Source organism: Bacillus sp. FJAT-50079 (assembly GCF_018343515.1).
In the GTDB taxonomy this organism is placed as follows: Bacteria; Bacillota; Bacilli; order Bacillales; family Bacillaceae_C; genus Lederbergia.
In genome coordinates, this window is the sequence record NZ_JAGYPD010000001.1 from 540,600 (window position 1) to 562,836 (window position 22,237).

At 39.8% G+C, this 22,237-nt stretch carries 18 protein-coding genes and 1 pseudogene; 10 read left to right on the forward strand and 9 right to left on the reverse strand.

The features are described from left to right. Nucleotides 1–26: 26 nt before the first annotated feature. The 3 genes and pseudogenes from pepT (at nucleotide 27) to uraA (ending at nucleotide 3,883) form a co-directional block, all read left to right on the forward strand. Nucleotides 27–1,253 carry a peptidase T gene (gene pepT, locus KHA95_RS02530; protein WP_213135877.1) on the forward strand — a complete coding sequence of 409 codons (1,227 nt, stop codon included), beginning with the start codon at nucleotides 27–29 and terminating at the stop codon, nucleotides 1,251–1,253. A 148-nt stretch (nucleotides 1,254–1,401) separates the two neighbouring features. Next, nucleotides 1,402–2,267, forward strand: a pseudogene (locus KHA95_RS02535) (bile acid:sodium symporter family protein); the annotation flags it as partial. Between the two features lie 347 nt (nucleotides 2,268–2,614). Further along, nucleotides 2,615–3,883, forward strand: a complete 1,269-nt coding sequence (gene uraA / locus KHA95_RS02540) for a uracil permease (RefSeq protein ID WP_213135878.1) — start codon at nucleotides 2,615–2,617, stop codon at nucleotides 3,881–3,883. A gap of 89 nt (nucleotides 3,884–3,972) precedes the next feature. Here the strand turns inward: uraA and KHA95_RS02545 are convergent, their stop codons facing one another. From KHA95_RS02545 to KHA95_RS02555, 3 genes are all read right to left on the reverse strand, one after another. Beyond that, complete coding sequence (locus KHA95_RS02545) at nucleotides 3,973–5,436, reverse strand: gluconokinase (RefSeq protein WP_213135879.1); 1,464 nt, start codon at nucleotides 5,434–5,436, stop codon at nucleotides 3,973–3,975. A gap of 85 nt (nucleotides 5,437–5,521) precedes the next feature. Continuing rightward, entirely contained in the window at nucleotides 5,522–6,292 is a 771-nt protein-coding gene (locus KHA95_RS02550; protein ID WP_213135880.1) for an SDR family oxidoreductase, read from the reverse strand. A 23-nt stretch (nucleotides 6,293–6,315) separates the two neighbouring features. After that, nucleotides 6,316–7,584 carry a nickel pincer cofactor-dependent isomerase, group 22 gene (locus KHA95_RS02555; RefSeq protein ID WP_213135881.1) on the reverse strand — a complete coding sequence of 423 codons (1,269 nt, stop codon included), beginning with the start codon at nucleotides 7,582–7,584 and terminating at the stop codon, nucleotides 6,316–6,318. 246 nt (nucleotides 7,585–7,830) lie between these two features. Between KHA95_RS02555 and KHA95_RS02560 the strand changes: the two genes are divergently transcribed. Further along, nucleotides 7,831–9,036, forward strand: a complete 1,206-nt coding sequence (locus KHA95_RS02560) for an ROK family transcriptional regulator (RefSeq protein WP_213135882.1) — start codon at nucleotides 7,831–7,833, stop codon at nucleotides 9,034–9,036. A gap of 328 nt (nucleotides 9,037–9,364) precedes the next feature. Here the strand turns inward: KHA95_RS02560 and gndA are convergent, their stop codons facing one another. Both gndA and katA read right to left on the reverse strand, forming a co-directional pair. Further along, on the reverse strand, nucleotides 9,365–10,777 hold the full coding sequence (gene gndA / locus KHA95_RS02565) for an NADP-dependent phosphogluconate dehydrogenase (protein WP_213135883.1): 1,413 nt from the start codon (nucleotides 10,775–10,777) through the stop codon (nucleotides 9,365–9,367). Nucleotides 10,778–11,041: 264 nt separating this feature from the next. Continuing rightward, entirely contained in the window at nucleotides 11,042–12,502 is a 1,461-nt protein-coding gene (gene katA / locus KHA95_RS02570; RefSeq protein WP_213135884.1) for a catalase KatA, read from the reverse strand. A gap of 256 nt (nucleotides 12,503–12,758) precedes the next feature. Here katA and KHA95_RS02575 point away from each other — a divergent pair, with 256 nt between their 5' ends. The 3 genes from KHA95_RS02575 (at nucleotide 12,759) to KHA95_RS02585 (ending at nucleotide 15,575) form a co-directional block, all read left to right on the forward strand. Next, nucleotides 12,759–13,712 carry a sugar kinase gene (locus KHA95_RS02575; protein ID WP_213135885.1) on the forward strand — a complete coding sequence of 318 codons (954 nt, stop codon included), beginning with the start codon at nucleotides 12,759–12,761 and terminating at the stop codon, nucleotides 13,710–13,712. 18 nt (nucleotides 13,713–13,730) lie between these two features. Then, on the forward strand, nucleotides 13,731–14,381 hold the full coding sequence (locus KHA95_RS02580) for a bifunctional 4-hydroxy-2-oxoglutarate aldolase/2-dehydro-3-deoxy-phosphogluconate aldolase (RefSeq protein WP_349305427.1): 651 nt from the start codon (nucleotides 13,731–13,733) through the stop codon (nucleotides 14,379–14,381). A gap of 219 nt (nucleotides 14,382–14,600) precedes the next feature. After that, complete coding sequence (locus KHA95_RS02585) at nucleotides 14,601–15,575, forward strand: LacI family DNA-binding transcriptional regulator (protein WP_213135886.1); 975 nt, start codon at nucleotides 14,601–14,603, stop codon at nucleotides 15,573–15,575. 30 nt (nucleotides 15,576–15,605) lie between these two features. On the opposite strand, the gene KHA95_RS02590 is transcribed toward KHA95_RS02585, so the two are convergent. Further along, on the reverse strand, nucleotides 15,606–15,980 hold the full coding sequence (locus KHA95_RS02590) for a cytochrome-c oxidase (RefSeq protein ID WP_213135887.1): 375 nt from the start codon (nucleotides 15,978–15,980) through the stop codon (nucleotides 15,606–15,608). Nucleotides 15,981–16,109: 129 nt separating this feature from the next. Here KHA95_RS02590 and KHA95_RS02595 point away from each other — a divergent pair, with 129 nt between their 5' ends. The 3 genes from KHA95_RS02595 (at nucleotide 16,110) to KHA95_RS02605 (ending at nucleotide 20,391) form a co-directional block, all read left to right on the forward strand. Then, on the forward strand, nucleotides 16,110–17,327 hold the full coding sequence (locus tag KHA95_RS02595) for an ATP-grasp domain-containing protein (RefSeq protein ID WP_213135888.1): 1,218 nt from the start codon (nucleotides 16,110–16,112) through the stop codon (nucleotides 17,325–17,327). Between the two features lie 336 nt (nucleotides 17,328–17,663). Next, the gene (locus KHA95_RS02600) at nucleotides 17,664–18,089 is read left to right on the forward strand and encodes a CotY/CotZ family spore coat protein (protein ID WP_213135889.1); all 426 of its coding nucleotides are present in this window, start codon (nucleotides 17,664–17,666) and stop codon (nucleotides 18,087–18,089) included. Nucleotides 18,090–18,216: 127 nt separating this feature from the next. Then, the gene (locus tag KHA95_RS02605; protein ID WP_213135890.1) at nucleotides 18,217–20,391 is read left to right on the forward strand and encodes a YheC/YheD family protein; all 2,175 of its coding nucleotides are present in this window, start codon (nucleotides 18,217–18,219) and stop codon (nucleotides 20,389–20,391) included. A gap of 263 nt (nucleotides 20,392–20,654) precedes the next feature. On the opposite strand, the gene KHA95_RS02610 is transcribed toward KHA95_RS02605, so the two are convergent. From KHA95_RS02610 to KHA95_RS02620, 3 genes are all read right to left on the reverse strand, one after another. After that, nucleotides 20,655–20,915, reverse strand: coding sequence for a hypothetical protein (locus KHA95_RS02610; protein ID WP_213135891.1), 261 nt, complete (start codon nucleotides 20,913–20,915; stop codon nucleotides 20,655–20,657). A 13-nt stretch (nucleotides 20,916–20,928) separates the two neighbouring features. Then, entirely contained in the window at nucleotides 20,929–21,465 is a 537-nt protein-coding gene (locus tag KHA95_RS02615; protein ID WP_213135892.1) for a hypothetical protein, read from the reverse strand. Between the two features lie 82 nt (nucleotides 21,466–21,547). Further along, nucleotides 21,548–22,222, reverse strand: a complete 675-nt coding sequence (locus tag KHA95_RS02620; protein ID WP_213135893.1) for a BMQ_0737 family morphogenetic spore coat protein — start codon at nucleotides 22,220–22,222, stop codon at nucleotides 21,548–21,550. Nucleotides 22,223–22,237: the final 15 nt, after the last annotated feature.

The following is a 22,237-nucleotide window of genomic DNA, read 5'->3' on the forward strand; positions in this document are numbered from 1 at the left end:
GAAAATTGACAAGGGAGTTTTGCTGAATGAAAAAAGAGATCATCGAGCGTTTTGTAACGTATGCAAAAGTAAACACACAATCGAATGAAAACAACGATTCATGTCCATCAACGGAAGGTCAATGGACGCTCGCTCATATGCTTGTTGATGAGTTGCGATCAATCGGTATGGAAGATGTCTCCGTCGATGAAAACGGGTATGTTATGGCGACCCTGCCAGCTAATACAGACAAAGATGTCCCTGTGATCGGCTTTTTAGCGCATATTGATACAGCAACTGATTTTACCGGCGCAGGGGTAAACCCACAAATTGTCGAAAATTATGATGGCAAGGTTCTTCAACTAAATGACGATATCGCACTTTCACCAAAAGCTTTTCCATCTCTCCAAAATTATATCGGTCATACATTAATTACGACTGATGGAACAACCTTGCTTGGCGCCGACAACAAAGCAGGCATCGCGGAAATTATGACAGCGATGAAATATTTAATTGACCATCCTGAAATAAAGCACGGAAAAATCCGCGTTGCTTTTACACCTGATGAAGAAATTGGCAGAGGCCCTCATAAATTTGATGTGGCTGCTTTCGCTGCCAACTATGCGTACACAATCGATGGCGGACCGCTCGGAGAACTTCAATACGAAAGCTTTAATGCTGCCGGGGTAAAGCTCACATTCAAAGGGACAAACATTCACCCTGGGACAGCGAAAGGAACAATGGTCAACGCCACCAAACTTGCAATGGAATTCCATAGTCAGCTGCCAGATCAGGAAGCACCAGAGTTCACAGATGGCTATGAAGGCTTTTACCATCTATTATCGTTTCAAGGTGATGTGGAGAAAACAAATTTATCCTACATTATTCGTGACTTTGATCGTGAAAAGTTTGAAGAAAAAAAATTCCGGATCAAACAAATTGTTAACTCCCTGCGTGAAAAACACGGTCATGAACGGATTGAACTTGTAATCAATGATCAATACTTCAATATGAAAGAGAAAATTGAACCAGTGATTGAAATTGTCGAGGTCGCCTCTGATGCAATGGAAGCTTTAGGGATTAAACCGCTTATTTTACCGATTCGTGGCGGTACGGACGGTTCACAATTGTCTTATATGGGATTGCCAACGCCTAATATTTTTACAGGCGGAGAAAATTTTCACGGACCGTACGAATTTATTTCCGTAGATAATATGGAGAAAGCCATACATGTTATCGTAGGAATCGCAAAATTATTTGAAGAACGGGCATAAATTGATAGTAAACGGAAATACACCAAAAAGGCTTCTACCATTAGGAGCCTTTTTGTCTATCATTCCCAATGATCTAACTCTTTGAAATTATTGTAAAATTCAACAAATGCAGTATAATGATCCTTATATCATAAAGAGGAATTGCATCATGAGAACGTTAGAAAGAATTAGCCAGTTTGCTGGCAACACATTTGCTGTCTGGGTTTTGCTATTTGCAACTCTAGCATTTTTTATCCCTGGAGGCTTTACTTGGATTGCCCCTCATATTTCATTATTACTCGGAATCATTATGTTTGGAATGGGAATGACGCTTTCAACAAGTGACTTCAAGGAAGTATTTCGTCAACCTAGAAAAGTATTCGTTGGAATACTCGGACAGTTCACGATTATGCCCTTGCTTTTGGGCTTGCAGTCGGACTTCGACTTCCTACCGAAGTAGCAGTCGGGGTTATTTTAGTTGGCTGCTGTCCAGGAGGAACCGCATCCAATGTCATGACTTTCTTAGCAAGAGGAAATGTTGCGCTATCCGTAGCTGTTACATCTTGCATTACATTATTAGCACCAATCATTACACCAGCACTTATTTTATTATTCGCAAGTAAATGGATTGATGTATCGGCTAGCAGTATGTTTATGTCAGTCGTAAAAATTGTTCTTCTCCCTATCATTCTAGGTATTGTTGTAAAAATGCTTTTCCGTAAGCAAGCGGAGCAAAGTGTCAAAGCGATGCCGCTTGTTTCTGTTATTGCGATCGTTGCAATTGTTGCTGCCGTTGTTAGTGGAAGCCAGGAGAAGATTGCCGAAACAGGACTACTTATCTTGTTAGTTGTTATTTTGCATAATTCATTAGGCTACTTGCTTGGCTACTGGCTTGCTCGTTTAGTAAAGATGGATTATTCAGATCAGAAAGCAATTGCTATCGAAGTTGGTATGCAGAATTCTGGGTTAGGTGCGGCATTGGCAGCAGCTCACTTCTCTCCCCTCGCTGCTGTACCAAGCGCGATTTTCAGTGTTTAGCATGCTATTTCTGGCTCTTTGCTCGCCACTTGGTGGAGTAAAAAAGCCGATAAATAATCAGGTGAGATTTTCACCTGATTTTTTTATACCGAAAAAATATTGTTGACTTTTGTAGAAACAACTGCAATAATACATAAGACAAAAGAATCAGATTGCCTTTAAAACAGTCCCGTGAGGCTGACAAGGTTGCATGCGCACTCGTATTGTGCGTAATTTTAGCATAGTGATGTATGAACCATCCGATTTTTATGCACCTTGCCGTCTTTGGGTAAGGTGCTTTTTGCTGCTTCCCAAGGATTACAATCTGAACTCTAGGAGAAAATAGCAATAAGGAGAGATATCAGATGACACAAAGAGAAATTCAAGTAAACGAAAAACTTCCATTATTACAAAGCTTACCACTTAGTTTCCAACATCTATTTGCGATGTTTGGCTCAACCGTATTGGTTCCTATTTTATTTGGCGTCAATCCCGCCACGATCTTACTCATGAACGGGATAGGAACACTTCTTTATATTTTCATTACGAAAGGACAAATCCCCGCTTATCTTGGATCAAGCTTCGCCTTCCTATCCCCCGTTTTTGCCGTTTTAAGTAAATACACAGGCGGCGATGGGTATGGCTATGTACTTGGTGGATTTTTAGCGGTCGGAATTGTATTAGTCCTTATTTCATTAATTATTAAAGCTGTGGGTACTTCATGGATTGACGTGATTTTCCCTCCAGCAGCGATGGGGGCAATCGTTGCAGTCATCGGTCTGGAGCTTGTGCCTGTTGCAGCTGACATGGCTGGTTTAATCACACCAGAAGGCGAAGCAGCCAACACAAACGCGATTATCGTTTCATTACTTACACTTGGGATTACGATTGTTTGTTGGGTAACATTAAAAGGCTTTTTGAAAATTATTCCAATCCTACTTGGGATTATTTCAGGATACGTGATCGCTTCCTTCTTCGGAATGGTTGATCTTTCAAATGTGAGAGAAGCAGCATGGATTTCAATGCCAACTTTTTATCAAATGAAGTTTAATCTATCAGATATTTTAACGATATTACCAGCCGCACTTGTTTTAGTTCCTGAACATATCGGCCATTTAATTGTAACTGGAAACATCGTAAAAAAAGATCTTGTAAAAGATCCTGGTCTTGATCGTTCGATGGCTGGGAACGGGATTTCAACGATCATTTCAAGTCTTATTGGCGCGACTCCGAATACGACATATGGGGAAAATATTGGGGTATTGGCAATCACGCGTGTTTATTCTACATGGGTAATTGGTGGAGCGGCCGTTATTGCGGTATTACTTTCCTTCTGCGGTAAATTAGCTGCCCTTATCTCATCGATTCCAACACCTGTTATGGGCGGAATTTCATTGCTTCTATTCGGGATTATTGCAGCGAGCGGAATCCGTATGCTCGTCGAAGCTAAAATTGATTATAGTGTGTCAAAAAACTTAATTTTAACATGCGTCGTGCTTGCAATTGGAATCAGTGGTGCAGCTATCCAACTCGGTACAGTGAAATTAGCTGGAATGGGACTAGCTACAATCGTCGCAATTCTGCTAAGTCTGTTCTTTAAACTACTCGACGTACTTAACCTGTCAAATGACTAATGTGGTAACACTAGACAAATAAAAAACAAACAAGCCTGGCAAAAGAAATCTTACTTTCTTTTGCCAGGCTTGTTTAATGCCAAATTTCATTATGCGATTGTTTGCACAAGATTTTTGTAGTTGTTATAAATTTCTTGATACGTTTGGTGACTTTCTTGATTTGGCGTGATCGCTTCTCCCAATACGACGGTTTCTTTAATTTGCTCAAAGCTTTCAGCCTTGCCAATTGCAACTAACGCTGTCCACGCTGCACCCCAAGCGGAGCTATGATGCGTCTCAGCAACAAATACTTTTTTGCCGAATACATCCGCAAGCATTTGTAACCATAGCGGCGAGCGAGCAAGTCCACCATTAACAAAAATCGTATCCGATTTCCCCGCCAAACGCTCAAGCGCCTCATCAATTTGATAAAGATTGAACGTAATTCCTTCGAGCACGGCTCTTACGAAATGTTCTTGTTTATGTGTAATTGATACACCATGGAATGTACCCGTTGCATTTTGATTCCATAAAGGCGCCCTTTCACCATTAATATATGGCAAGAAGATGATTCCCTCTGCACCAGGCTTAACTTTCTCTGCCTCCGTAATAAATTCAGTATAGCCGCCTTCATAATTGACAAGATCTTTCAACCATTGCAATGCAATTCCACCGTTATTCGTTGGCCCGCCGATAATCGCATACTCATCTGTGAAAGCATAAGAAAATGTCTCGCGCTTTTCATTTACGCGATATCCTTTAGTAAATTGTCTTATTGCCCCACTCGTACCAACTGTTAAAGCAACTTCACCTGGAGCAATCGCACCGATGCCAAGATTTGCAAGCTGCCCATCAGCCGCACCTAATACGATTGGAGTTTCAGGAGCAATGCCCATTTCAGTCGCTAATTCGGCTCTTAAACCTGTTAACGTTTCCGTTGGCGGAACAATTTTCGGCAATTGATCAACCGTTACTCCACTTAACTCCAATGCCTTTTCATCCCATTTCAACGTTTCCGCATTCATTAACCCACTTGCGGCTGCCATTGAATAATCAGCAACAATTTCTCCGTACCATTTCATTAAAATATATTCTTTTACAGACATGAAATAGCGAGCTTTTTCATATGGCACATAATTCGTTTCCTTCATCCACATTAATTTCAAAAGTGGCGACATTGGATGAATTGGCACTCCCGTACGTGCATACATATCCGCTCCATCACTTTGATGCAAACGGTCTGCTATATCACTGCTTCTACCATCAGACCAAATAAGAGCACGAGATAAAGGCTCACGCATATCATCTACGCAGATGATGGAATGCATCGCACAGGAAAGTCCGATCGCAGCAATATCTTCTTTCTGGATACCTGCCTGTTCTACGACCATCCTTACCGCTTTGACCGCCGATTGTTCAAGTTCAACTGGATCTTGCTCAACCCAACCAGTTTGTGGATAATACGTCTCGTTTAGCTGCTCAGCTTCCGCCTTCACTTTTCCATTCATATGAAACACAACTGCCTTGACGCTCGTTGTCCCAATATCAAGGCCAATGACAAATTCTTGCGGCATAAAACATCTTCCTTTTTTTGCATTTTTTATTTCATGGAGAAAAAAGCTTTGGATATATCCAAAGCTTTTCATTTTTAAAATAAAACTAGATTGTCATGCTTCCAAATCCACCGTCAACGCGAATAAGTGTACCTGTCACAAAGCTTGATGCTGCATCAGATGCAAGCCATACTGTTGCTCCTTGTAATTCGCCTGGCTCACCGAAACGATTCATTGGTGTATGACCCATAATAGATGCAATTCTTTCCTCACTCAAGATTTTACGGTTTTGTTCCGCAGGGAAAAATCCTGGAATGATTGCATTTACACGGATGCCATGTGGAGCAAATTCACGTGCTAAAAATTGTGTAACACTGTTAACGCCTGCTTTTGAAACAGAGTATGTGAACACTTTTGATAATGGTGTTGTTGATGAAACAGAAGAAATATTAATGATGCTTCCTTTTCTTCCTTGCTCAATCATTCTCTTAGCAAAGATTTGGCATGTAACGACAATTCCTTTTAAGTTTACATCCATAATGTCGTCCCACTCATCCATTTCTAAGTCGAAGAAAGGTGTTGGACTGTTTTTACCAGGTGCGTTCAGAACGATATCCCAGCCACCAGACCAAGCTTCTACGTCTAATGCTAATTGTTCTAATGATTTGTGGTCGATTACGTCCGCTTGGAATGCTTTAGCAACGCCGCCTTTTGCTTCAATTTCTTTGACAACTTCTTCCGCTTTTTCAAGATTACGACCAACGATCGCTACTTTCGCACCGTGCTCGGCAAGACCTAGAGCCATTGATGAACCTAAAACACTGTTACCCCCGATAGCTACTGCTGTTTTTCCTGTTAAATCGAATAAGTTACCCATGTTGTTCTCCTTTATTGAAAAAATTATTTTATATTTCCATCCTGATCGTATTCAAACTCATATAATTCTGAAATTAATTCCATGTCAGGATGATTTTTCACATAATCAACTAACGCTTCTGAAACTTCAATTTCACTTATTTCTAACGTGTTTTTAATGCGTACCATTTTTACTTTTGTAAAATCAAGAATATTACATGTTTTTACCGCAGCTTGAATCGCCATACGGTCATTATCCAATGTCGTTGCAACCTTCGTCGGAGCTACAACAGTTGAAGTTAATCCATTTGCGTATGTTGCTTCAAAATCCATCTTATCGACAAGACGGCGCGTCGTAAAATCAGCCGTACCTACGCCATTAGCATTCCCTTCTGTCTCTGGTGTCAAATCCAGAACGATCATTTTATTTACTTCTGGACCACCATGAGCGTATGGGGTTGGATAACGTCCCGTAATATTCGGATCCATTCCGTCACCACTAATGTTTTTCCCAATTTCATCGATAACGAGAACGTCAATTTGATCGAAAAGAAGTTTTGGCAACAATTGCTTCGCTTGTGCTTGCAATTCTGTTTCCTTTTCTTCAACCTCATCAGCGAGCATCACTTCGACTCTTGCTACTTTATCAAACGCATTTTCAACGGTAGCAACACCGAAAAGAATCGGCTTCTTTTCCATAATCATTTTCGCCATATCTGGTACATTTTCAGCCATATATTTAAACCCTAGTTGATGACATGCTTCGGCTCCTCTTTGTTTCCCAAGACCGATACTAATCATTTTCATGATGCCACTTTCGACACGTCCACGGAAAGCGGTATGTGGCTTGACGCGGTTCAGTACAACAATGCCGTCTGCTTCAGAAGCATACTTGTCCAAATAAACAGGCAAACCATTCGGCAGTTCACCTAATTTGACAACTTCCATCGAGGAGCGAATTTCACACCCTGCCGTTTCTTCCGTAACACCTAAATGATTAAGTACAGCTACTTGACCTTCGGCCGTTGCACCGCCATGGCTGCCCATACTAGGGACAATAAACGGGGTCGCACCTAAGTCTTTAATAAACTTAATAATCGTCGCTGTAAGCTCTGGTAAACGATCAATCCCTCTACTACCGACCGCTACGGCAATTTCCATTCCCGGCTTAATCGTTTCTTTAATATGTGGAAGGTTAAGCTTTTCATTCAATGCAGCTGCCAAGTCATCAATTTGCCGATCATCAAAACGCTGCTTTACCTTTGTCATTTTTGGAACAGGAATATCTTTTAATAATTCATGGAGAATACTCATGAGGAATACGTCACTCCTTTTTTCTACATTATATATCTTTTTCTTAGGATATAAAATTGCAAACGCCATGTAATCCCTTTCAACAAATTTATTACATTTGTTGACCAAACAAATAATTAAAGATAGAATAGCATTATCAAGCAATTTAGTCAATTGATACGATGAGTCCATACAGAGGTATTTATACCCTTTTTAAATGTATGCGCTTTACATCTGTTACTAACGAACAAGGAGAGATTATAAAAAATGGTAACCGGAGATGCGGCTTATATAAAAAAATTAAATAGAGGCTTAATTTTAAGTAAAATCGTTGAGCATAACGGGATTTCTAGAGCCAATTTGTCAAAAGAGACAGGATTAAACAAAGCAACGATTTCAGTTCAAGTCGCAGACCTCCTTCAAGAGGGGCTGCTCGTCGAAGAACAGCAAGAGCATACAAACTTAGGAAGAAGGCCGATTATACTTAGGTTGAATCGTAAAGCCGGATATGCTTTAGGCATTGATCTTGATAAAAGCCAAGTTATCTTTACCTTGTCTGACCTGCTCGGATCCCCTGTTCAATCAAAGGTCGTCTCACTGCATACGATTGATTACGAAGAGATCGTTAAACTGCTAACAGATTATATTTCAAATTTCAAAAATATTTGTAAAGATAGCACGTACGGAATAACTGGGGTTGTTATCGGTATTCACGGAACCGTATCAAATGATGAGATCATTTCTTTCGTTCCACAGCTTCATTGGCGTGAAAAAAATTTAAAAGCAGATTTGGAAAAACAAATAGCTCTCCCAATCCATATTGAAAATAATGCCAATTTAACCGCGCTTGCTGAAAGAGTGTATAAACATCATCATAGTGATAGTTTACTAAGCATTACGATGCAAAGCGGGATGGGGCTTGGAATGATTATGAAAGGAGAACTGCTTAGAGGATTTCATGGCTACGCTGGAGAAATGGGACATATGATCGTCGTACCCGATGGGAAAGAATGTGCTTGCGGCAATCATGGATGCTGGGAACAATATGCATCTGAAGCAAACTTTTTCAGAGAACTTGCAAAAGAAAGCGACGAACCTAAGTTAACGTTTCTAGATGTTAAAACATTACTAAAAGCAGACCACCAGCAGACGCATCAAAAGATGAATAACTTTATTAAGTATGTGGCGATTGGTATGAATAACTTAATCAATTTATATAACCCACAAACAATCGTTTTAAACAGTGAATTGCTACGAATCTACCCTGACGCGGTGAATGTAATTAAACAACAATTAACATCAAGAATTAGTCATTATGGTGAGCTATTCATTTCAGACCTTGGAGAAAATGCTTGTGTAATGGGAGCCTGCGTACTTTCCATTAAAAACTTCCTCGGCATTTCTAATTTAAGCTTAAATCTTTGTGATGAATATGTCTCTCTAGAACATATAAATATGCAATTGGTGAATTAACAAGAATTAAGTTGTGCGATTTCTAAGCCATAGAACAGATTTCTAAGCCATAGAACAGATTTCTAAGCCATAGAACAGATTTCTAAGCCATAGAACAGATTTCTAAGCCATAGAACAGATTTCTAAGCCATAGAACAGATTTCTAAGCCATAGAACAGATTTCTAAGCCATAGAACAGATTTCTAAGCCATAGAACAGATTTCTAAGCCATAGAACAGATTTCTAAGCCATAGAACAGATTTCTAAGCCATAGAACAGATTTCTAAGCCATAGCAAAAACCCCCTCAGCGAATAAATTCGCCGAGGGGGGGTTTTTTTACTTAAATACTTATTCCATCCACTCAGTATGGAATGTTCCTTCTTTATCGATGCGGTTGTATGTGTGTGCACCGAAGTAGTCACGTTGTGCTTGCAGAAGGTTTGCAGGCAATGTTTCTGTACGGTAGCTGTCATAATAAGCAACAGCACTCGCGAAACATGGAACAGCAATTCCGCGCTCAACAGCAAGAGCAACTACTTTTCTCAATGCTCCTTGGTAGCCTTCAACGATTTCTTTAAAGTATGGATCAAGCAATAAGTTTGCAAGAGCCGGATCTTTGTCGTATGCATCTTTAATCTTTTGCAAGAATTGTGCACGGATGATACAGCCTCCACGGAAGATCATTGCGATATCCCCGTAGCTTAGATCCCAGTTGTACTCCTCAGATGCTGCACGCATTTGTGCAAATCCTTGAGCGTAAGAACAAATTTTACTCATATAAAGAGCTTTGCGGATCGCTTCGATTAACTCGTCTTTATCACCATCATAAGCTTGTGCTTCTGGTCCGCTTAAGATCTTGCTCGCTGCTACACGCTCTTCTTTCATTGCTGAAATAAAGCGAGCGAATACAGATTCAGTTACTAATGGAAGTGAAACACCTAGATCAAGTGCGTTTTGGCTTGTCCATTTTCCTGTTCCTTTTTGACCAGCAGTATCAAGAATAACATCTACTAATGGCTTGCCTGTTTCTTCATCCATTTTTGTGAAAATATCCGCAGTGATTTCAATTAAGTAGCTATCAAGCTCACCTTTATTCCACTCTGCAAATACTTGATGAAGTTCATCTGCTTCAAGACCAAGAAGGTTTTTCATCATGAAGTATGCTTCACAAATTAATTGCATATCACCATATTCGATTCCGTTATGAACCATTTTCACATAGTGACCTGCTCCATCTGGACCTATGTATGTTGTACAAGCATCACCTTCTACTTTTGCAGCAATTGCTTCAAAAATAGGAGCAACAAGCTCATATGCTTCTTTTTGTCCGCCAGGCATAATCGAAGGTCCTGTTAAAGCGCCTTCTTCTCCGCCAGATACACCCGCTCCAATAAAATGAAGACCTGCTTCGCTTAATTCTTTATTACGACGCATTGTATCAGGGAAATGAGTATTTCCTCCGTCGATTAAAATATCGCCTTTTTCCAAATACGGTTTTAAAGATTCAATCGTTGCATCTGTTGCAGTACCTGCTTGAACCATAAGTAAAATTTTACGTGGCTTTTCTAAAGAATTAACAAATTCCTCAGGAGAATATGTAGCTACCACATTTTTCCCTTTTGCTTCATTTTCCATCATTTCTTCTGTTCTATGGGAAGAGCGATTATAAACTGAAACTGAGTAGCCACGGCTTTCAATATTCAGTGCGAGGTTTTTCCCCATTACTGCTAGGCCAACAACACCAATTTGTTGTTTTGACATTGTATTTCCTCCTTCATCATATGTAAAATTTATTAAATATTATCTCAAGCAACGAGAGAAAAATGCATCCCGTTAACTTGTAACATCCCCATGTAGAGTTTATCACAGATTAATCACACAACGTTAATAAGAAGTGTCACAATTTTTAATACATAGTTTGTTTTAGAGTCAAACTATATCTAAATTAAAGCATCGTTTCTAATTTTCGTCAATCAAAATAAGAAAAAGCTAACCTAAAAATAGGTTAGCTTCACATGTACAAATTTAAACTTCTACCACCGGTACTTTTAACCCAAGTCCAGCTGCAACTCTCTCACCGTATTCCGGATCTGCTTTATAAAAATGACCAATCTGGCGGAGCTTAATTTCCTCTAATTGAACAGGCTTCATCGCTCCCACAATATTTTCTACAAGACGTGTCCGCTCTTCCTCGGACATGAGTCGATATAGATCTCCCGCTTGTGTGAAATGATCATGCTCATCATAGCTCACACTTCCAGCCATCCCTGACACTGGGAATTCCGTTTGCTTATGCTCCGCTACTTCTTTCGGTCCTCCAAAGCTGTTTGGTTCATAATAAACAGATCCACCACCATTATTGTCAAAACGCATTGCACCTGCACGCTGATAGTTATTTACTTCATTTTTTGCCCGGTTAATCGGAAGCATTTGATGGTTTGTGCCTACACGGTAACGATGTGCATCATGGTAAGCAAATAAACGTCCTTGCAACATTTTATCAGGCGATGCTTCGATTCCTGGAACAAAGGTCCCCGGTGAGAACGTTGCTTGTTCTACTTCAGCAAAATAGTTTTCAGGATTGCGATTCAGCACCATCCGGCCCACTTCAATTAATGGGTAATCCTTTTGCGACCACACCTTCGTTACATCAAACGGGTCAAATCGATACGTGTCTGTATCTTCCATCGGCATGATTTGAACGTATAATCTCCATGCCGGAAAATCGCCATTTTTAATTGCATTGAAAAGATCTTCTGTATGATAATCTGGATTTTCCCCTGCTAACTTTTCAGCTAAACGAACATCAAGGTTTTTCACACCTTGCTCTGTTTTAAAATGATATTTTACCCACACCGCTTCACCTTCAGCATTTACCCATTTAAATGTATGGCTGCCAAATCCATGCATATGTCGGAAAGTCGCCGGAATTCCGCGGTCAGACATTAAAATGGTTACTTGATGCAATGATTCAGGAGAATGTGACCAGAAATCCCACACTGCTGTTGGATTTTTTAAATTCGTTTCTGGGTCTCTTTTTTGCGTATGAATAAAATCTGGAAATTTAATCGCGTCTCTTATGAAAAATACGGGCGTATTATTGCCAACGAGATCATAGTTCCCTTCCTCTGTATAAAATTTCACTGCAAACCCGCGCGGATCACGAACGGTATCAGCTGATCCAAGCTCGCCAGCCACTGTGGAAAAGCGAATAAACATTGGTGTCCGTTTCCCTACTTCTGATAAAAAGTCAGCCTTCGTATATTTAGACATATCATTCGTCACTTCAAAATATCCATGTGCCCCTGCACCTTTAGCATGAACAACTCGCTCTGGAACACGCTCACGATTGAAATGCGCCAACTTCTCTAATAAATGAACATCTTGTATTAAAACAGGTCCACGTGATCCTGCTGTCATTGAGTTTTGATTATCGCCAACTGGAGCTCCCCAGCTCGTCGTTAAAAACTGATTATTTTTCTCCATTTTATCCCGCCTTTTATATGTCATCTTTGATCTATTTATAATTTATCAAATAAGATAACTAATTTCAAGTGAAAACTATTATTTAATTGTAATAATTATAATGAGGGGTCTGAAAATTACCATTTTCACTTAAAACAGCTATTGAATAGCGCTTCCAATTCCTTTATAATGTTAGTAAATCGGTTTAGTAAATCGGTTTATAATTAAAATACGACATTTTGGGCCCCTTAGGAATCAATGAAAAGGAGATTTGACAATGAATGATGTGATTACAATTGGCGATGCGCTCATTACGTTTAATCCAAATACAAAAGGTCCGATGAAATATGTGAATACATTTGAACGAAAAGTTGGCGGTGCCGAACTAAATTTTGCGATCGGCTGTGCTCGTCTCGGGTTAAAGACGGGCTGGGTAAGCAGACTAGGAAATGATGAATTTGGCAAACATATCCTTAATTTTGTACGCGGTGAAGGCATCGACACGAGCGAAGTAAAACTTGTTGACGGTTATCCTACTTCTTTATATTTTAAAGAAGTCTTGGAAGATGGCAGCGGCAGATCCTTTTATTACCGCTCCAATTCCCCTACGGATACGCTGACGGAAGAAACATTGAATGAGGTATTCTTAAAACAGGCAAAGGTCCTTCATATTACAGGTGTTTTTCTTGCTGTCAATAAAGATAAGAATATTTCCTTAATCAAGAAAGCAGTTAAAATCGCAAAGCAAAATGGTGTTTTAATTTCCATGGACCCGAATATTCGCTTGCGCCTATGGACGAAAGAAGAAGTAAAAGCAGCATTAGCCGAACTTCTCCCTTACGTAGATATTTTATTAACGGGTGAAGAAGAAGCGGACATTATGTTTGGAACGACTGAAACGGAAGATATTATCGCAAAATCTAAAGAGCTCGGTATTTCCTATCTTGCCATTAAGCAAGGCGAAGACGGTGCGATTGGATATCACAATGGTGAACTGATCGATGCCCCACCTGTAAAAGCAAAAAAAGTTGTTGATACGGTCGGTGCGGGTGATGGTTTTGATGCTGGATTTGTTTACGGCATTCTCCACGGATGGTCTCTTGAAAAGACACTTACATTTGCTACAACAATCGGCTCAATGGTTGTAAGTGTATCTGGCGACAATGAAGGTCTTCCATATTTAGATGATGTATTAATTCAAATGGGTGAAAAAGAGTTTATAGAAAGATAATCAATTAGAGTGGAGCTGATGATAAAAATGAACGTTTTAGAAGAGTTAAAGAGTAGTGGCTTAGTTGCGGTTGTAAGAGAGTCAAATATTGATAATATCGTCCCGATTTGCGAAGCATTAGTTGCTGGCGGAATTAAAGCACTTGAAATTACAGCAGAAACACCAAATGTTTCAGCAATCATCGAAAAAGCAGCTAGAGAAGTTGGTAATAAAATATTAGTTGGTGCCGGAACGGTCCTCGATCCTGAAACGGCAAGAAGTGTTATTTCGGCCGGAGCCGTTTTCGTCGTTTCTCCTACATTAAACGTAGAAACAATTAAAATGGTGAAGCGCTATGGTGTCATTAGCATCCCCGGTGCTCTCACACCAACTGAGATTCTAACCGCGTACGAGCATGGTGCAGATATGGTAAAAGTATTTCCAGCAAACGTCGTTGGTCCTAGCTACGTAAAAAGCATTCACGGCCCGATGCCGCAAATTCCATTGATGCTCACGGGTGGAATCAACTTAGATAATTTGGCGGAGTATGTCCAAAATGGCGCCGCTGGAATTGGTATTGGCAGTAATCTTGTAAATCCAAAGAAACTTAATTCTGAAGCCGATTATGAAGCACTCGTCCAAGAAGCGAAGCGCTATGTAGCGAAGTATGAAGAAGCTTTTAATAAATAAATATTTATTAAAATAAAGCTAGAGAAGAAAAACATTTTTCTTCTCTAGCTTTTTATTTGATTAAGCAAATGATTTGGTGTTTGAATGTTTCAGAATCCTATGAAGTTCCCTCTATTTATAAAAGCTGTTCCTAAAGCTTGATTTTTAGCATATTCACACTCGTAACGTCCAAAGCAATCGTTTACAATAGAAGGAATGAGTAGATAGGAGCGAATCAGGATGGCGAGCATTAAAGATATTGCAAAAAAAGCGGGAGTTTCTATTTCTACTGTCTCCTATGCACTGAATGGCAGCCCGAAGGTAACCGAAGAAACGAGCGCAAAAATTTTGGCGATTGCGAAGGAATTAAATTATGTACCGAATGCAGCAGCGAGAACATTAAAAATGCGGAAGACAAAAATCATTGGCGCCTTTCTTTCCGATTACGGTGGTCCCTTTTATGGCCCATTACTGTATGGAATGCGCGAGGCATTAAATAAACGGGACTATGACTTAATTGTTTGCAGCGGCCAGCGTTCCCATCGATTGCTACCTGAAGGGATGATTGATGGTGCGATCGTCCTTGACGAAACATTTTCTAATAAAGAACTATTAAATCATGCGGAGCGCGGCAATAAAATCATCGTTCTCGATCGGGAAATTGATCACCCGAATATCGATACCGTTTTGTTAGACAACCAAACAGGAACGGAGCTTGCCATTCAATATTTAATTGGAATGGGACATCACACCCTCTATTTCGTTACCGGGCCTGAAGAGTCCTATGATTCAGTTCAAAGACTTCAGGCGGCATTGCGACTAGTAGAAAGGAACAAGGTTGTGGCGTATAAAGTGATTCAAGGTGATTTTAATAAAAAATCAGGGGAATTAGCCGCACGCCAAATCGTGAACGAATATAAAACACCTGTCGCCGTATTTTGCTTTAACGATGTTATGGCAATTGGAATGTACGACTACTTGGCAACGACAGACTATATCGTCGGAGAGCATGTCCATATTATCGGCTTCGACAATATTGAATTAGCACGATACATTCACCCCCGCCTTTCAACTATTCAATTTTCAAAAGCAGAATGGGGAGCAAAGGCAGCTGAACAGCTTATTTGCTTACTGAATAATAAACCTGTCCATCCGCAAAAGATTTCCGTTACCCTTAAAGAAGGCGATTCTGTTCAAGAACGCAGAAACTTTTAAAGCCCCTCCGCAAAGAGGGGCTTATTTTTCTTATCGAGTTGCACGTAAATTTCGTAACACGTTATAGCCAAAGCAAAAGATTCCAATCACGGTAACCGCTCCGGCAATGGTAGCGATCGGAAAGAATACATCACTCACATTTAAAATGGCTAAGGCAATACTGATCATCATGACGGGCAAACCGAGATTATGCAGCCAAAAATGAGTTTTTGCAGCCGTCGTCTCAGTAAGTTGTGGGAATAAAATATATAAAATACCAGCAATTGAAAGGGACATCCAACCAAGTAAATTTAAATGCACGTGCACCGTGGCTAAATCAAACTGATGCGACATCGACATGTACAACCCGAATGCAATCCCGAGTAAAAAATACACGACGGCAATCTTAATTAATTTTACCCCCATTTGAATCCCCCCTTACTCATAAATATATGAGACATTTTAGCGATCCATGCGTTTTTCATGTGCAAAAACGCTTTTCCCTTCATATGTTATGTACATAAAGATTTCATTTGGTTAGGATGATTTATGCCTATGAACGCGATTGTTTTTATTGGAAGTCATACATTCGGCACAAGCTTTGATGCGCTGACCGTCGCAAAAGAAATGGGATACTCAGTCATATTATTCACAAATAAAAAGCACCATACTGAATATTCCTTTCCGACCGTCGATCATTTGATTTTTATAAACGATCCATTTGATCGAGAACAGATTTTAAAACCATTGAGTCGTTTGCAAATTGAGGGGATAAAAATATGTGCATGTATAAGTTTCATTGACCCCTTCGTATCTTTTGCAGCCGAGCTAGCGATTGAGCTAGGCTTATCATCTATGTCAGCCCAGTCATTAAAGCGAATGGAAAATAAAATTTGCGTTAGAGAAAAGTTGAAAGATCTACCTACCTCCCCCTTTTATGCTGTTCTCGAAAAAAATACATCGATCGAGTCGTTCTACGAAGCCAATCAACCATTATTTCCTTGCATTTTAAAGCCCCCAATTTCCAATGGATCAAAACATATACAATTCATCGATACAATTAGAAAATGGAAGATGGGAACAAAGCTCCTACGGAAGCGATATCCTGACCTCCCAATATTAGTTGAAGAATTTATATCTGGTCCGCAGTATTTAATAGAAGTGATCGTCTACGATCATGAAGTAAAGATTGTTGGGGTTATCGAACAAGAAACAGCAAGTGATCATAGCTTTATTATGATCGGTTATCAGTATCCAGCTATTTTGGTCGATGATGATTATGTGAATCTTCTTCAATCAGTTGAAGAAATCATCGAACAGTTAGAGCTTGCAAATGGGGGATGCCATTTGGAAATGAAATTATCAGATGGGAAATGGAAGTTGATTGAGATCAACCCGCGGATGTCGGGAGGAATGATGAATGAAATCATTGAAAAAGGAACAGGAATCAATCTCATTAAGGAAGTGCTAACCTTACATCTGGGTGAACAGCCCATGCTCGAAAAAAAGGAAAAACAATCTGTATATGCAAAGTATATAACGGTCCGTTCTCCTGGTACATTGCTGCGGGTGACCGGGCAAGATAAAGCATTAATGCATGAAGGGGTGAGCGGCGTTTATATTAAGCCATTGAACGGTAACATACTGATCCCCCCTTCCTCAATGGGGCATCGTTATGCCTGCATTATCGCTACGGCTATTTCACCAGACAAAGCAAAACAAATTGCTTTATTAGCAGCAAAAGAAATTAAATTTTACCTAGAACCCCTATGAACCTCCCACCACTTAAAACGTGCCGTTTTTGAAGTGGGGGTTTTCAAATATATTGGTGAGTTCATACCAACAAGGGACATAGGTGACATATTCCCTTTATGACAAGTCACAAGTATCGATCTCAACAACTAGATTTGGCAACAGCCAATATGATGATTGACTGGGTCGGAACAGACCATCTACTACTTCCCGCCATTAGGCGATCCGTAGATACTTTGTATGCTTTAGGCTAATTAAAGAAATGGGTGAAATGGCCAAGTCTATATTTTACTCTCCTCCGCACCAACCCTCTTTTTCCTTAGTATGATATAGGACAGATGGGGGGGAGCTAGTGGGATGAAAAATAAACAATGTATTCGCGAAGCCTTATTGGAATTGAAATCATTACAAGATTTATTAATGGAATCCTCTACGGTCTACTTCGGAAAACTGCTTGCACAATTAGTTGGAACGGATACGATTCCTTTCATTTTGTATACAGAGAATGGGGAATTTACACAAACGGGTGGAGAAAGAACAAAAGAACCATTTGTAACAAGCTATTTCCGGATTGAATCCATTGAAAAGGATGGACAATGTGCGACCTTTTCCCTGCTTCGGCCCGTTGATCTACATGGAAACGATGCGCATTCGTTTTGCGAAGTGATGAAACTAATCAAAACATCTACATGTATTGAGGTGGATTTATCATGCATATGCGCCATTCAGCCTCTTGACATTGAATATTTAAAAAGGAAAATTATTATCGAACCAAAATGGTAGTCACCCTCCCCTCACCCCAGGTCATTCCTAGGGTATTTTTTATCGCCTCTAAACGTTTGTCCGTTTCATATATATGGTTGGTTGAATGTAATAATAAATATGACGGAAAAGGTAAGGAGATAAATTCATGACAGTGATAGGAATGTTGCATCATCGAAAAGACCCAAATACGGTCATCAAATCATATGCCTATGCCATCGTCGCTAAAGCAGAAGGAGCTAGCTTTTTCTATTTCACACCTGGAGCAGTCAATTTCACCAACCGTTCCATTCGCGGACAAGTGTATGAGAACGGTCAATGGAAAAAGCGAAACATGCCCTTCCCAGACGTAATCTACAATGCTGGCAGTCCAGAGAAATTAGCAAAATCGAAAATTATTATTCAAAAGTTAAGGGCTGAAATCCCCTTTACAACCCACTCGATTGGAAACAAATGGAATGTAAACGAACGATTAAAAGAGGCAAAGGAGTTTTCCAATTATTTAATTCCAACTGAAATTGTTAAAAACAGTGATCACTTCTTTCACTTTATAACCGCTTTTAAAGAAATCGTCTTCAAACCGATTGATGGAAGAAAAGGGCAAGGAATCTATTTTATTTCGAAGCTCGATCAAGGTTTTCAAGTGATCCACAACACAGAAACAAACAAATACTCCGAGCAACAATTGCGCCGCTTGATTAATGAAAAACTTGCAGCAGAAACATTCATTGTGCAGCCATATATCCGTTCCGTAACGAAATCAGGGCAAGTGTTTGATTTTCGCCTCCATGTTCAAAAAAACGGGGAAGGGAAATGGGTGATCACGACGATTTACCCGAGGATCGCCCCGATCGGATCGATTATTGCTAACATTAATAACGGTGGCTATACGAATTATTTGGAGCCCTTTTTACAACAGGAATTTAAAGGAGAAGCGTTTAATATTAAGCGAACACTCGAACATTTTTCTTTAGCGCTTGCTCAACATTTAGATGAGTTGCAAATGCTGCAATACGAGGAAGTGATCGATGAAATTGGAATCGACATCGGCTTGGATCAAAATCATAAAATTTGGATTTATGAAGTAAACTGGCGACCGGGCTGCCCACCTGCTTTTTATTTGGAACTTGATGTTGTCATTCATTCAATTCAATATGCGATCTATCTCGCAACACACCAAAAAGCAATTAGAGAAAAAATATCAGAAGTAAAAAGAAAACATGGTAAGAAAGAGAATACCCCGATTATCGCCATCACAGGAAGTGCCGGCAAAACGACTTCAAAAGCTTTTCTTGCATCAATCCTGTCAAAAAGATTACATGTATTTGAATCAAAGGATTATTGGAATACAACCGAGCATACGGAAAAGCATGCGGCTGAAATCAAGCCGACCCATGAGGCGGTTGTACTTGAATATGGTATGGCTTATCCTGGTGTCATTACGAAACATTGCAGCATCATTCAGCCAAATATTAGTATTGTAACGAATGTCGGACTCGCCCATGTAGGCAATTTTGATGGTGATATTCGTGGGGTCGCCAAGGCAAAATCCGAACTCATTCATGGAATGGATCAACACGGCGTACTATTTATTAATAAGGATGATCCAAACTCCAAGTATTTAGAAACAGAAAATTTTAAAGGAAAAATCATCACGACAGGTATCAAATCGAAAGCCGATTATCGTGCCTATGGAGTGACCTATGGCGAAAACGGAATGAACTTTAAAGTGAGACTGCAAGGAAAAGAGATATCATTATTTATCCCCATTTTTGGGGAACATCATGTGTATAACGCCTTAAATGCGATAGCAGTTGCTGATTACTTAGGGCTTTCACCACTCGAAATTAAGGCGGGACTTATTTTTAAAAAGCCGCCTAGAAGAATGACGATTTATCATCTCCGTGATGATCTAACCGTCATTGATGACACGGTACATTCCCATCCGCAAGGAGTGAAAGCGGCCATCGATGTTCTTACCCAAATTGGAAAACAGCGCAAAATCGCAATCATTGGACAAATGAGGGAGCTTGGTGATTTAAGAGAAATGGAATATCGTAAAGTTGGAGACTATGCTCATGAGAAAGAGATTGATCTACTAATAACATACGGATTCCGTACAGAGGAAATCGGATTACAAGCAAAAAGAAAGGGATTCCCTGAAGAAAATATTTATCACTTCACAGATCGAGAAAAATTGCATGACTTGCTGAAAAAGGTCATCCGAAAAGGAGACACAATCTTAGTAAAAGGTGCAAGTAAAACGAATATGTTTGATACCGTCAAATTTTTAGATGGAACGTATGAACCCCCAACATCATAGTGACAAAATAAAATACACTCATAATTGAGTGTATTTTATTCGTAATGAAATGTAAGTATCCAATTACATTCTTTTAATTTTTTTACACATACAGCCACCTGCTTGAACGACTGTTAGCTTACCTTTGCCCTGTCTTCCTTTCTTTACACTTCGTACCGTATGAAACTGTGCCATATGCACACGCCTCCTTCCCCCGTTTCTATATCATATTTATCAACAAGTAAGATGGTATAGGTGGAAGGGATGAAAAGGGCAAGAGTGTATCATAGAATTTTACATAGAAGATCATCGAGTGCTTTCTCCGTTTCTATTTGAAACTCCTTGATCTCTTCTAGTAGCTTTTCGATTTCATACTCGTTGTTAGCATCGGACTGCTTCTCCTCGTATTTTAAACGCATCGTTAAATACAATAACATGTAACAATAGCGCGGGTTTTGTGCATACCAGCCTTCTTCATCCATAATCATTTCATATAAAAACTCATCCATTTTTGTCAATAAAGCCTCTTCCCACTTTTCAGCCATTCCGCCACCCCTCTCAAATCATAATATTAATCGAATTGAATGCTCGGATTCCTTCCGGATTTTCCTTATAATATGCAAAGCCTTCGACAGTTAATGAAAGTTTTTCTTGCATCGGAAAACGAAGTTGAAAATCATTGAACACGAGCCGTTCCCCAGGCGGGATTTCACTAATTTTCAAAGGCTTTAGCCAATATTCATTTGGCGATTCATCCTTTGCTTTGATTCTTTCCCATTGATGGATGCTCAAGCTTGCTTTCCCTTCCATTGTAAATTTCCCTGACAGTCTAATTTCAGGCTCACTTTTTACTTTTAAAAGAATAATCGGTTGATGAATCGGTTTCGTTCCAATATTCATTAATTGGAATGTACCGATGATTATATGTTCGTCTTCTGGATTGGCCGACAAAGAAATCGATTCTGTCATATATGCAATGCCGTGCTGGCTAGACGTATTCATTTCCAATAATGCTTTTTCGATCATATGTATTTTTTCCGTCTGTATATTTTTAATTTGTGTGAGTAAGCTTTTCACTTGATCGATCTTGCTCATTCCAATCACCTTCCTTATGAATAAAATAGAAAGAATGAGGGAGAACCCCCCTCATTCAAAACTTATTCTTAAAATGTCACCATTATGCTCCTGGGAAAACGACTGGGCATTGTGGCGGGATGATTGGAGCTGGGCAAGTTTCAATCAATGATTCACGTGGTGCACAGAAGTCGGCGACTAACTCAAGTGTTACTGGGGTAACGACTTGGATGCTTTGACATACGACGATGCTAATTCCGATACCAAGGAACGCTCCTGTCTCATCACAGTTAACGACCCCTTGACCTTCGAAATCAGAAACGCGCACGACAAGTGTTGTACCTGGTGGTGCACATAAGAAGGCACTTTCTGTAAACGTAATTGGAATCGGTAATGTTGTAAATGTGAACGGAATTCCAGTAGCAGGAATAACACCGCTAATTTCCAAGACAACATAAATGGTTTTTACAAATGTGACACGCTGTAACGTAACCAATGCACCATTGATTTCAAATTGACGGTCGATTCTCGGTACTTGCTCAACAACCGCTATTTCCGAATTAAGTGGTAGAGGTGTACCTAAAGAATCTGTTAAAACTGGTCGAATGTTTACACTATCGGCAATTGCACAGATAACGGCGCCGATTGGTGCTGGTAAGGCAATCGTTGTTGCTCCAACTGCTGCGCTATACGTAGATTCCTCCAATATCCAGTCGTATACTTTTTCTGTATTAATACATAGAAGCTCTTGTGCGCCTTGTAAAGGTTTTGCTTGCATATGATTACTCCTTTC

Coding starts and splice junctions, on each gene's coding strand:
- KHA95_RS02575 (WP_213135885.1), top strand. CDS start 12,759: ATGAATGATGTGATTACAATTGGCGATGCGCTCATTACGTTTAATCCA.
- KHA95_RS02585 (WP_213135886.1), top strand. CDS start 14,601: ATGGCGAGCATTAAAGATATTGCAAAAAAAGCGGGAGTTTCTATTTCT.
- KHA95_RS02560 (WP_213135882.1), top strand. CDS start 7,831: ATGGTAACCGGAGATGCGGCTTATATAAAAAAATTAAATAGAGGCTTA.
- KHA95_RS02605 (WP_213135890.1), top strand. CDS start 18,217: ATGACAGTGATAGGAATGTTGCATCATCGAAAAGACCCAAATACGGTC.
- KHA95_RS02610 (WP_213135891.1), bottom strand. CDS start 20,915: ATGGCTGAAAAGTGGGAAGAGGCTTTATTGACAAAAATGGATGAGTTT.
- KHA95_RS02545 (WP_213135879.1), bottom strand. CDS start 5,436: ATGCCGCAAGAATTTGTCATTGGCCTTGATATTGGGACAACGAGCGTC.
- KHA95_RS02550 (WP_213135880.1), bottom strand. CDS start 6,292: ATGGGTAACTTATTCGATTTAACAGGAAAAACAGCAGTAGCTATCGGG.
- KHA95_RS02600 (WP_213135889.1), top strand. CDS start 17,664: ATGAAAAATAAACAATGTATTCGCGAAGCCTTATTGGAATTGAAATCA.
- KHA95_RS02590 (WP_213135887.1), bottom strand. CDS start 15,980: ATGGGGGTAAAATTAATTAAGATTGCCGTCGTGTATTTTTTACTCGGG.
- KHA95_RS02595 (WP_213135888.1), top strand. CDS start 16,110: ATGAACGCGATTGTTTTTATTGGAAGTCATACATTCGGCACAAGCTTT.
- pepT (WP_213135877.1), top strand. CDS start 27: ATGAAAAAAGAGATCATCGAGCGTTTTGTAACGTATGCAAAAGTAAAC.
- KHA95_RS02615 (WP_213135892.1), bottom strand. CDS start 21,465: ATGAGCAAGATCGATCAAGTGAAAAGCTTACTCACACAAATTAAAAAT.
- gndA (WP_213135883.1), bottom strand. CDS start 10,777: ATGTCAAAACAACAAATTGGTGTTGTTGGCCTAGCAGTAATGGGGAAA.
- KHA95_RS02620 (WP_213135893.1), bottom strand. CDS start 22,222: ATGCAAGCAAAACCTTTACAAGGCGCACAAGAGCTTCTATGTATTAAT.
- katA (WP_213135884.1), bottom strand. CDS start 12,502: ATGGAGAAAAATAATCAGTTTTTAACGACGAGCTGGGGAGCTCCAGTT.
- KHA95_RS02580 (WP_349305427.1), top strand. CDS start 13,731: ATGATAAAAATGAACGTTTTAGAAGAGTTAAAGAGTAGTGGCTTAGTT.
- KHA95_RS02555 (WP_213135881.1), bottom strand. CDS start 7,584: ATGAGTATTCTCCATGAATTATTAAAAGATATTCCTGTTCCAAAAATG.
- uraA (WP_213135878.1), top strand. CDS start 2,615: ATGACACAAAGAGAAATTCAAGTAAACGAAAAACTTCCATTATTACAA.